Origin of the sequence: Planococcus circulans, from assembly GCF_020023385.1 — a bacterium.
GTDB lineage: Bacteria > Bacillota > Bacilli > Bacillales_A > Planococcaceae > Planococcus.
Map to the genome: position 1 here is coordinate 80,179 of NZ_JAIQCL010000012.1, position 10,353 is coordinate 90,531.

Here is a 10,353-nt window from a genome sequence, read left to right on the forward strand (position 1 = left end):
CCGGTTCCCCCTTATTTCACTTTTTCTTTTTCGTGCGGCAATACGGTATCCGGATAAATATTGGTCGGGTATTCGCCTGTAAAACAAGCCAGGCAATGTCCGCATTTCGAACCGGGATCTGTCCGCCCGATGTTTTGGACCATGCCGTCCACCGACAGGAATGTCAGCGAATCTGCTCCGATGATTTCACGCATTTCTTCTACTGTGTTATTAGCGGCGATCAATTCGCCTGCCGTGCTGATATCAATGCCGTAAAAGCAAGGATTCTTGATCGGCGGCGAACTGATGACGACATGCACTTCCGTTGCCCCTGCTTCTTTCAGCAAGTTGACTATGCGCCGTGAAGTCGTGCCGCGGACGATTGAATCATCCACCATGATGACGCGTTTCCCTTTCACTACCTGGCGCACAGGCGATAATTTCATCTTAACGCCCTGTTCGCGCAGATCCTGTGAAGGCTGGATGAACGTACGCCCCACATAACGGTTCTTGATCATTCCCAATTCGTATGGAATGCCGCTTTGTTCCGAGTAGCCGATTGCTGCCGAAATACTGGAATCCGGTACACCGGTTACCACATCTGCCTCAATCTGCACTTCCTTCGCCAATTGGACGCCAAGGCGTTTTCTCGCAGTATGGACGTTGATGCCATCGATATCCGAATCCGGACGGGAGAAATACACATACTCCATCGTGCAGATTGAACGCTCTTCCGGATAGGCAAAACGCTCAGCGCGCATGCCGTCTTTCGTAACAATCAAAAATTCACCCGGTTCAACCGAACGGACAAATTCCGCTCCAACAATATCAAACGCACAGGTTTCCGATGCCGTCACCCAGGCATCCCCGAGCTTCCCAAGAGAAAGTGGTCGCAAGCCGTTCGGATCCAAGGCAATGTACATCGCTTCCTCGGTCAAAATGACACAGGCAAAGGCACCTTTCAATAAAGACAAGGCATTTTTCGCTTTTTCTTCAAAGGTCGCATAGCCGCTTCTTTTGATTAAATGGGCCAATACTTCCGTATCGGAACTCGTTTGAAAAATGCTTCCTTGTCGTTCCAGATGGCCTTTCAACTGTGTCGCGTTGACCAGGTTGCCGTTATGGGAAATCGCTAAACTACCGGTAGTTGAATTGAAAAGCAAAGGCTGGACGTTTTCAATGCCGCTGCCTCCTGCTGTTGCATAACGCACATGGCCGATTGCGCCATGCCCCGCAATCTTCTCTATTTTTTCCGGCGTGAACACTTCACTGACCATGCCTTCGCCTTTCAATGGACGAAGACCTTCTCCATCTGTCGACACAATTCCTGCGCCTTCTTGGCCGCGATGCTGCAACGCGTGCAGCCCGTAATAGGTCAATTGAGTCGCGTTCGGATGGCCCCATATTCCAAAGACACCACATTCTTCATTTAAGCTTCTGATTTCAGCAAGCATGGGATAGCTCCTTTCCAAGCTGAGCGAAGCGTTGCGACTGAATCGTTGATCCAAGCCGTGCCGTCTTCACCGTTGATTACTAAGTTGTCTCCCGTGACTTGGCCGATTTTCTTGGAGTCTGATACGATTTCTTCGAATTGTGCTGCTTTTTCCGGGCTGACTGTCACGACAAAACGTGATTGCGATTCACTGAATAAAGCCGTTGTCGCCGTTCCGGACAAAGTGACGTCCATTCCCAATCCCTTGCCGAAAGTTTTTTCGGCTAATGCAACGGCAACGCCGCCTTCAGCAACGTCATGCGCTGAAGCGATAAGCCCTTGTTGGATCGCTGAAAGGATTTCTTTTTGGCGCTTTGCTTCCACTGTCAAATCGATGGCTGGCGCTTTTCCGAAAATGCGCCCTTCCACCATCTTCTGCAGTTCACTGCCGCCAAATTCCGTAAAGCTTTCCCCGATCAAATACACCAGGTCGCCTTGTTTCTTAGCGTCTTGCGTCGTAACGTGTGAAAGGTCTTCCACAAGCCCGACCATGCCGATGGTCGGCGTCGGATAAATGGCCGTGCCATTGGTTTCATTGTATAAAGAGACATTTCCGCCGATAACTGGAGAATCCAGTATTGTACAGGCTTCAGACATGCCGTCTGCCGCTTTTTCAAGCTGCCAGAAAATCTCTGGTTTCTCCGGATTTCCGAAGTTCAGGCAATCCGTGATGGCAAGCGGTTTTGCACCGGAAACGACCACATTTCGCGCCGCTTCCGCCACTGCGATTTTGCCGCCGGTTTCCGGATCCAGGTAAATGTAGCGGGAGTTGCAATCCGTCGTCATCGCAAGGCCTTTATTGGTGCCGCGAACACGGATCACTGCTGCATCCGACCCTGGGCTCACTACAGTGCTCGTGCGCACTTGGTGGTCATATTGATTATAGACCCATTCTTTCGAAGCAATGGTCGGCTGTTTCAATAATGCCGTCAAGGTCTTTGTGTAATCCGAGACTTTCGGCTCTGCATTGTCCAGCTGCTGGAACTCCGTAAAGTAAGCAGGGACTGCTGATGGCTTATGGTAAACCGGTGCGTCTTCAGCAAGCGCGTCAACCGGTACTTCTGCAACGATTTCCCCTTTGTGCTTGAGGCGAAGCGTCGAATCGTCTGTAACCGTACCAACCGTGACAGCATCCAGGCCGTATTTCTCGAACAACTCGACGATTTCAGGCTCGCGCCCAGCTTTGACGACGATGAGCATGCGTTCTTGTGATTCAGACAGCATCATTTCATATGCCGTCATGCCGGTTTCACGCTGTGGAATATGATCCAAATCCATCTCGATGCCTGATCCGGCTTTTGAAGCCATTTCAGCTGAAGATGAAGTCAATCCTGCCGCACCCATGTCCTGAATGCCGATCAAAGCGTCTGACTTGATCAATTCCAGGCAGGCTTCAAGTAACAACTTCTCCATAAATGGATCACCAACCTGCACAGCCGGCCGATTTTTATCAGATCCGTCAGTCAGCTCTTCAGAAGCGAATGTCGCTCCGTGGATGCCGTCGCGGCCTGTTTTAGCGCCGACATACATCACAGGGTTGCCTGTGCCTTTGGCGATGCCTTTTTGGATATCTTCGTGGTTGATCAATCCGACACACATCGCATTGACCAGTGGATTACCGTCATAGGAATCGTCGAACTGAACTTCCCCGCCCACTGTCGGGATGCCGATGCAGTTTCCGTAACCGGCAATACCGGCAACGACTTCTTCAAAAAGATATTTCACACGTGGAGTGGTCAATTCGCCAAAACGCAGCGAGTTCAGCAACGCAATCGGACGCGCACCCATCGAGAAAACGTCGCGGATAATTCCGCCGACGCCAGTTGCAGCCCCTTGATAAGGTTCGATGGCTGAGGGATGGTTATGTGATTCCATCTTGAATACGACCGCTTGCCCGTCGCCAATGTCCACAATACCCGCACCTTCACCTGGTCCTTGCAGGACACGCTCTCCCTTCGTCGGGAATTTTGCCAGGACCGGTTTTGAATTTTTATAGGAACAATGCTCAGACCACATGACCGAGAACAATCCGGTTTCCGTGTAGTTTGGCAGTCTCCCTAAGATTTCTTCGACCATGGCGAATTCCGCATCCGACAAGCCCATTTGCTGATAAACTTTCTGTTCCTTTATCTGAGCTGCATTTGGTTCAAGCATGACTGACATGTGCTTCCCTCCACTGTTTTACGATTGATCTGAATAAAGCCAATCCGTCTGTGCCGCCGATCAAGTCAGACACTGCACGTTCCGGATGGGGCATCATGCCGAGCACGTTTCCGCGCTCGTTGATGATGCCCGCGATGTTGTTGCGGCTGCCGTTAAAATCGTCTGCATAGGTAAAGACGATTTGATTGTTTTCCTTGAGGTGGCTGTATGTCGCATCGTCGCAGAAATAATTGCCTTCTCCGTGGGCGATTGGAATTTGGATCTCCTGGCCTTTTTCGTATTCATTGGTGAACAAGGTATTATTGTTCTCAACTTTCAATCCAACGGTACGGCACATGAACTTCAGGTTCTTGTTGCGTAAAAGAACACCTGGCAACAGCCCCGCTTCCGTCAGGATCTGGAAGCCGTTACAGATTCCAAGAACCGGTTTCCCTGCCTCTGCTGCTTTTCTCACTTCGTCCATGACACCCGAAAACTGGGCAATCGCGCCGCAGCGCAGGTAATCGCCGTATGAAAATCCGCCTGGCAGCAAAATGCCGTCATAGCTGCTCAAATCTTTTGAGTCATGCCACACGTACTCCGCTTCTTCACCTAGTTCGTCCTTGACCGCATGGTACATATCCAAGTCACAATTTGAGCCGGGGAAAACAATCACTGCGAATTTCATTGCGAGACAACCTCCTCAATTTCATAACGATAATCTTCAATTACGGTATTGGCTAACAAGCGATGACAAAGCTCATTGACCAATGCATCCACATCCCGTTCGCTGTCGCTGATGACCAATTCCAGGTATTTGCCGATCCGTACGTCTTCCACTTCACCATAGCCCATTTTATGAAGAGAGCCCATAACTGCGGATCCTTGCGGGTCCAATACACTTTCGCGCAATGTTACGTATACTTTTACTTTTTTCATGAGTGTTGTCCTCCTAGACGAGTTAAAATGAGTTCGTACGCTTCTGTCAAATTCCCTAGATTGCGGCGGAAAACGTCTTTATCAAGCTTTTGCTTGGTTTCCGTATCCCAAAGCCGGCAAGTATCCGGCGAAATTTCATCTGCCAATAGAATGTTTCCATCGCCATCGCGGCCGAATTCGATTTTGAAATCGACCAGATCGACGCCTATTTCTTTAAAGAAGCCGATGAGAACCTCATTGATTTTGCGCGCTTTCTGCTTGAGCTCTGCCACTTCTTCTGAAGTTGCCAGGTTCAGCATATCGACGTGCTCATCAGTGATCAATGGATCGCCCAGTTCATCATCCTTCAAATAGAACTCCACTACCGGGCGGCTGATGGCCACGCCTTCCTCGATTCCGAGGCGTTTGGCCATGCTGCCGGCTGTAATGTTCCGGACCACTACTTCCAATGGAATAATGCTGACTTGCTGCACCAATTGTTCGTGGTCAGACAATTGCTTGACGAAATGAGAAGCAATGCCCGCTTCCTGCAATTTCGTGAAAATCAGTGACGTGATTTTATTGTTCAAAATGCCTTTGCCGGTGATCTCTTCTTTCTTTTCACCATTGAAAGCCGTTGCTGAATCTTTATATTCCACCCACAAAATTCCCTGTTCATCCGTTGCATATAAGCGCTTTGCTTTTCCTTCGTACAATAGCTGACCTTTTTCCATTTTTAGAAGCCCCCGTTTAGTTTAGTCCAAGTCGGTTGAAAATCATGTCCACTTGCTGCAGGTGGTGATTGTAATCGAAGCAGTCGTCCAAATCTTCTTTGGATAGTTTAGCTGTGATGGTGTCATTCGCTTCCACGATTTTTCGGAAATGCGTCTGGTTTTCCCATGCTTCCATCGCACATGGCTGAACCAGATCGTATGCCGCTTCACGAGCCATTCCTTTATCGATCAACGTCAACAACACACGCTGCGAATAAATGAGGCCAAGTGTTGAATCCATATTGCGCTTCATGTTTTCAGGGAACACCGTCAAGTTTTTGACGATATTGCCGAAACGGTTCAGCATATAATTCAGTGCAATCGTCGCATCCGGCAAAATTACCCGTTCAGCAGATGAATGCGAAATATCGCGTTCGTGCCATAAAGAAACGTTTTCGTAAGCTGTCAGCATATAACCGCGGATCAGACGGGCAAGCCCTGTCATATTTTCAGAACCGATCGGGTTGCGTTTATGCGGCATTGCCGATGAACCTTTTTGGCCTTTTGCAAAGAATTCCTCTACTTCACGCGTTTCTGATTTTTGCAGTCCGCGAATTTCCGTAGCGAATTTCTCAATCGATGAACCGATCAATGCCAAAACGCTCAAATACTGTGCATGGCGGTCGCGCTGTAAAGTCTGTGTCGAAATCGGTGAAGCCGCAAGTCCCAGTTTTTTGCAGACATAGGCTTCAACAAACGGATCGATGTTGGCGTAAGTGCCCACTGCGCCGGACATTTTGCCTGTTTCAATGGAAGCTGCAGCTGCTTCGAAACGTTCCAGGTTACGCTTCATTTCTTCGTGCCACAACGCCAGCTTCAAACCGAAAGTTGTCGGTTCAGCATGAACACCGTGTGTACGGCCCATCATGACCGTCATCTTGTGTTCTTTGGCTTTATTCGCTAGGATTTCGATAAAGTTCGTCAAGTCTTTACGGATAATGACATTTGCCTGTTTTAACTGATAAGACAAAGCTGTGTCTACGACATCTGTTGACGTTAAGCCATAATGGACCCATTTGCGTTCTTCGCCAAGCGTTTCAGATACCGCTCTTGTAAAAGCAACCACATCGTGGCGGGTTTCTTCTTCAATTTCCAAAATGCGATCTACTGAAAAAGAAGCGCCTTTACGGATTTTAGCTACGTCTTCTTTTGGAATGTCACCGATTTCAGCCCAAGCTTCACATGCCAGAATTTCAACTTCCAGCCATGCGTTGTATTTGTTTTCATCCGTCCAGATTGCGCCCATTTCAGGCCGAGTATAGCGTGCGATCATTTGTAAGTTCCTCCAATTATTCCAGCCAAATGCCGGATGCATCTATTTCACTTAAAGTCGCCTTTAAGTCTTCCGTTAATATCGTAACATGTCCCATCTTCCGTTTCTGCTTCGCTTCATCTTTTCCATACAAATGAATCGACCAATTCGGGAATTGTGAGACTTTCGAAGTGAGTGGCGCGACATGTTCACCTAATACGTTGACCATCACCGCTTCTGACCATAAGATCGGCTGCCGCAGCGGCCATCCGCAAACTGCACGGATATGCTGATGGAATTGCGAGATGTTCGTCGCTTCGATTGAATAATGCCCTGAGTTATGGGGACGCGGCGCGAGTTCATTAACGATGATGCTGCCATTTTCCAAAACGAACATTTCAACCGCTAAGGTTCCGACCATATTCAAGTGGGCAGCGATTTTTTCAGCTGCTTGCTTTGCGAGGTCGACCGTCTCTTTATCGATCTGTGCCGGTACAATCGTCTGATGCAGAATATGGTCTTTATGAATATTTTCACCGATCGGCAAAATAGCCGTTTCACCGTGCACATTGCGCTGGATGATCACCGAAATCTCTTTCGTGAATTCCACGAAGGCTTCCGCAACACACTCCCCATTTTCAAACAGCGCTTCTGCCTGAGGGAGTTCGTCAATAGAAGAAACCGTCTGCTGCCCTTTGCCGTCATAACCGCCACGTGCAGTCTTTACTACGAAAGGAAATGACAGCTCGCTGCGTTTTTCTGTTAACTCCCTAAACGTAGAAGCAGTGATGTAATCTGCAACCACAACTCCAGCTTCAGAAATGGCCTGTTTCTCAAAAATCCGGTTTTGCGTCACCCGAATCAATTCGGCCCCTTGGGGAACATAAGCAATTTCTGCTAATTTTTTTAATCCTTCAACATCTATATTTTCAAACTCATAAGTGATGACATCGCTCACTTCAGCCAATTCTTCCAGCGCATGCTGATCATTAAAGGGAGCGACAATTTGAATGTCGGCTACTTGGCCAGTAGGAGAATCCATACCTGGGTCGAGAACCGCAATTTTAAATCCGGCTTCTTTTGCTGCAAGAGCCATCATCCGCCCTAATTGACCGCCGCCGATAATCCCGATGGTTTGTCCGGGTAAGATTGTTTTGGTCATATCAGGTCACCTGAACTTTCCAGCACAACTGCTGCTGTCCGGTCTCTTCTCTTCTGCAAAGCCTGTGCAGCTTCTTCGTCGACTGTCCCTAATATTTGAGCTGCCAGCAAGCCTGCATTGACAGCACCTGCTTTACCGATAGCTACAGTGGCCACTGGAACCCCACCTGGCATCTGAACGATCGACAACAAGGAATCCAGGCCGTTTAACGCTTTGGACTGAACGGGGACACCGATAACGGGTAAGGTGGTCTTTGCTGCCACCATACCCGGCAAATGCGCAGCACCGCCAGCTCCGGCAATAATCACGTGCAAGCCGCGTTCTCTTGCCTGTTCTGCATAGCTGAACATCAAATCAGGTGTCCGGTGTGCTGAAACCACTTTCTTCTCGTAGCTCAGACCCAGTTCATCCAATACGTCGCACGCATGTTTCATTGTTTCCCAATCACTCGTACTTCCCATAATGACGCCAATTCGAGGATTCATCGATACACTCTCCTTTAAAAAATAAAAAGTCCTTAAGTAATCTGCTCACATTACGTGAAAAGCAGGTTACTTAAGGACTGTACATGAAACGAATTCATGGATGAGGACATATAGAGAAGCCCCTCCTTCGTTTTACGATCCACTAAGTTGCTTTCCCGCATAGTCCGGACATTACGGTGTCCTGGTAGAGACGCAAAAGCCAATTCTTTTGCATATATGGGGTATTCTCATTAATCATAACAAGTCGTAGAAAGTACGTCAATAATAAAGTCGAACGATTGGTTATTCAATTATTTAATCGTTCGGTTTTAAAAGGTATAATTTGTTATTCTCCAAGTTTACTTCCTTTAAATTTCACAATTTGCCTTATTGGCACTGGCTGTCCGTTTATTTCTTCGAACAATGGCTCTTCTTTGCGGCCAACAGCCGCATATCCTTCAGCTTTCATTCGATCCAAGCACTCGGTAATGGATTCATGTTCTTCTACTTCAAACCATATTGTATTCTTACTCATTTATACAAATTACCCCTTTTCACTGTCTTTACCCAGAATCCACCATGAATCGTCTTCGCCTCATAGGCAATGATAAAGGCCTTCGGATCGATTTCCTGGATAGCTTTATACAATTTCAGTTCCATTTTGCGCGGCGTCAAAATCTGCATCGATTGTCTGCCCCCGTCACGGCCATTGGCATTCCAGTCGGTTACGCCATAGCCTTTTTCTCGGAGCTGCTTCGGCAGATACTCACCAGCTTCACTGGTGATGACATTTACCGTAATATAGCCAAGTGCCATCTTCTCTTCAATTTTCGAACCGATGATGACACCGGAACCGTATCCCAAAGCATAAGCAACCAGGTTCTGAATTTCATTAAGATTATCGAGAACCAAACCAAGTCCAACTATATAAATGACCACTTCCACCATACTTACAACGGCCGCTAAATAGCGATAGCCTTTTAATGTCATGATCATTCGCACCGTAAAAAATGTTACATAAACGATATTGATCGAGAAAATGATCAATACCATTAACCACGGATTCACATCCAATCTCTACACCCTTTCACTTTTCAATAAGAATTAATTTTCATCTTAGGGGAAATTTCTGAAGAAAGCAAGAGAGAAAAGATGGAGAAAACCTTAGTATATAAAGGACCTTCCATAATTCTTCACATTCTTACCGCCTTAACGAAGATGCAAATGCGATTGTTCAGTAGATGACACCTTCATTTTTTCTATACTTATATCTTTCATAGAAGAAACTCTTTCACGTAAAGACTTTGCAAGTAGTTTTGAAGAAGTAGACTTGCTGCTAATAGATTTCGTTTTTTCACAATGTTACTTCTGGCATCTTTGTTTAAAGTTGGAGGTTTTACGCGATATACATCAGCAATTGGAATCCGCTAACGTCTTTGCTATTCCGGCTTTTAGCCGGAATGGACTTCGTTCGCTTCTGGATGAAGTGTTAGAGAGGCTGATCGCTTGTTTCGTGATTCTTAATTCAAGCTGCGCAAAAAGAAAGAAGCGAAACAAACCTCCAGAAAATATAAAGCATAGCCTCAGCAGGAATTAGTTCAGAAAGCAGAATGAGGGATTTTGGTGCGGGCGAACTTCCGGTAACCGAACGCGTTCCGTCTGATCACTTTTGTCAGGTTGTTGATCCCTTCCAAAAAGCCGGTGGAATAAGGGAACGGGAAACTGTTCAAAATCTCTGTCTACCAGTTTTGGGACTCCCCATCGCTTTTTGGAACTCCAGAATGTCCGCTTTTTCAACACGTCCAGAAGGCATAATATCTTCGAAGCGGAAGCACAAGTAAATTTTTGCTGCATCACCTGCAAACATAACGTCTTTTTTATAGAAAAAGAGATCAGGAGTGCAAATCATTTGAGGTGCTTGATTTTTGGTTACTATCCTAGGGACGCACCTTCAACTCTACATACTGGGCCATGCCGGCCTCCACCTATCTCATCTTCTACCCGAGGAATGTTCGCAGTCAAATCCAAGTGCAGGGATCTTATCTTCTCTACTTTTACTCGATATTTCAAGTTTAAAAGAAATTAGAGATCAAGTTCTTTTTTTGAGCACCCACCATTTAATATAAAACCACAAAAAAAGCCGTTACCGGAATCGGTAACGACTTCTTTCC

11 protein-coding genes and 1 riboswitch are annotated in these 10,353 nt (G+C 47.0%); all 11 genes read right to left on the reverse strand.

Annotated elements, in window-relative coordinates:
* Positions 1-11 precede the first annotated feature (11 nt).
* The 11 genes from purF to K8U60_RS19195 all read right to left on the reverse strand — a co-directional run bounded on the left by purF (position 12) and on the right by K8U60_RS19195 (position 9,912).
* Complete coding sequence (gene purF, locus K8U60_RS16900; RefSeq protein ID WP_223642915.1) at positions 12-1,433, reverse strand: amidophosphoribosyltransferase; 1,422 nt, start codon at positions 1,431-1,433, stop codon at positions 12-14.
* Positions 1,409-3,634 carry a phosphoribosylformylglycinamidine synthase subunit PurL gene (purL, locus tag K8U60_RS16905; RefSeq protein ID WP_223642917.1) on the reverse strand — a complete coding sequence of 742 codons (2,226 nt, stop codon included), beginning with the start codon at positions 3,632-3,634 and terminating at the stop codon, positions 1,409-1,411. The genes purF and purL overlap by 25 nt, the downstream gene beginning before the upstream one ends.
* Positions 3,618-4,301, reverse strand: a complete 684-nt coding sequence (purQ, locus tag K8U60_RS16910; RefSeq protein WP_223642919.1) for a phosphoribosylformylglycinamidine synthase subunit PurQ — start codon at positions 4,299-4,301, stop codon at positions 3,618-3,620. Before purQ ends, purL begins: the two co-directional genes overlap by 17 nt.
* Positions 4,298-4,552: a phosphoribosylformylglycinamidine synthase subunit PurS gene (purS, locus tag K8U60_RS16915; RefSeq protein WP_223642921.1), complete on the reverse strand. Its 255-nt coding sequence runs from the start codon at positions 4,550-4,552 to the stop codon at positions 4,298-4,300. The genes purQ and purS overlap by 4 nt, the downstream gene beginning before the upstream one ends.
* Positions 4,549-5,265: a phosphoribosylaminoimidazolesuccinocarboxamide synthase gene (gene purC, locus K8U60_RS16920; protein WP_223642923.1), complete on the reverse strand. Its 717-nt coding sequence runs from the start codon at positions 5,263-5,265 to the stop codon at positions 4,549-4,551. Before purC ends, purS begins: the two co-directional genes overlap by 4 nt.
* Before the next feature lie 16 nt (positions 5,266-5,281).
* Positions 5,282-6,577 carry an adenylosuccinate lyase gene (purB, locus tag K8U60_RS16925; protein ID WP_223642925.1) on the reverse strand — a complete coding sequence of 432 codons (1,296 nt, stop codon included), beginning with the start codon at positions 6,575-6,577 and terminating at the stop codon, positions 5,282-5,284.
* Positions 6,578-6,593: 16 nt separating this feature from the next.
* Positions 6,594-7,718: a 5-(carboxyamino)imidazole ribonucleotide synthase gene (gene purK, locus K8U60_RS16930; protein ID WP_223642927.1), complete on the reverse strand. Its 1,125-nt coding sequence runs from the start codon at positions 7,716-7,718 to the stop codon at positions 6,594-6,596.
* Entirely contained in the window at positions 7,715-8,203 is a 489-nt protein-coding gene (gene purE, locus K8U60_RS16935; RefSeq protein ID WP_223642929.1) for a 5-(carboxyamino)imidazole ribonucleotide mutase, read from the reverse strand. The genes purK and purE overlap by 4 nt, the downstream gene beginning before the upstream one ends.
* Before the next feature lie 140 nt (positions 8,204-8,343).
* A riboswitch (purine riboswitch) is annotated at positions 8,344-8,443 on the reverse strand.
* Positions 8,444-8,528: 85 nt separating this feature from the next.
* Positions 8,529-8,717: an NETI motif-containing protein gene (locus K8U60_RS16940; protein WP_223642931.1), complete on the reverse strand. Its 189-nt coding sequence runs from the start codon at positions 8,715-8,717 to the stop codon at positions 8,529-8,531.
* Positions 8,714-9,235 carry a DUF2179 domain-containing protein gene (locus K8U60_RS16945; protein WP_394122045.1) on the reverse strand — a complete coding sequence of 174 codons (522 nt, stop codon included), beginning with the start codon at positions 9,233-9,235 and terminating at the stop codon, positions 8,714-8,716. The genes K8U60_RS16940 and K8U60_RS16945 overlap by 4 nt, the downstream gene beginning before the upstream one ends.
* A 545-nt stretch (positions 9,236-9,780) precedes the next feature.
* Positions 9,781-9,912: a transposase gene (locus K8U60_RS19195; protein ID WP_223642935.1), complete on the reverse strand. Its 132-nt coding sequence runs from the start codon at positions 9,910-9,912 to the stop codon at positions 9,781-9,783.
* Between the last annotated feature and the right edge of the window lie 441 nt (positions 9,913-10,353).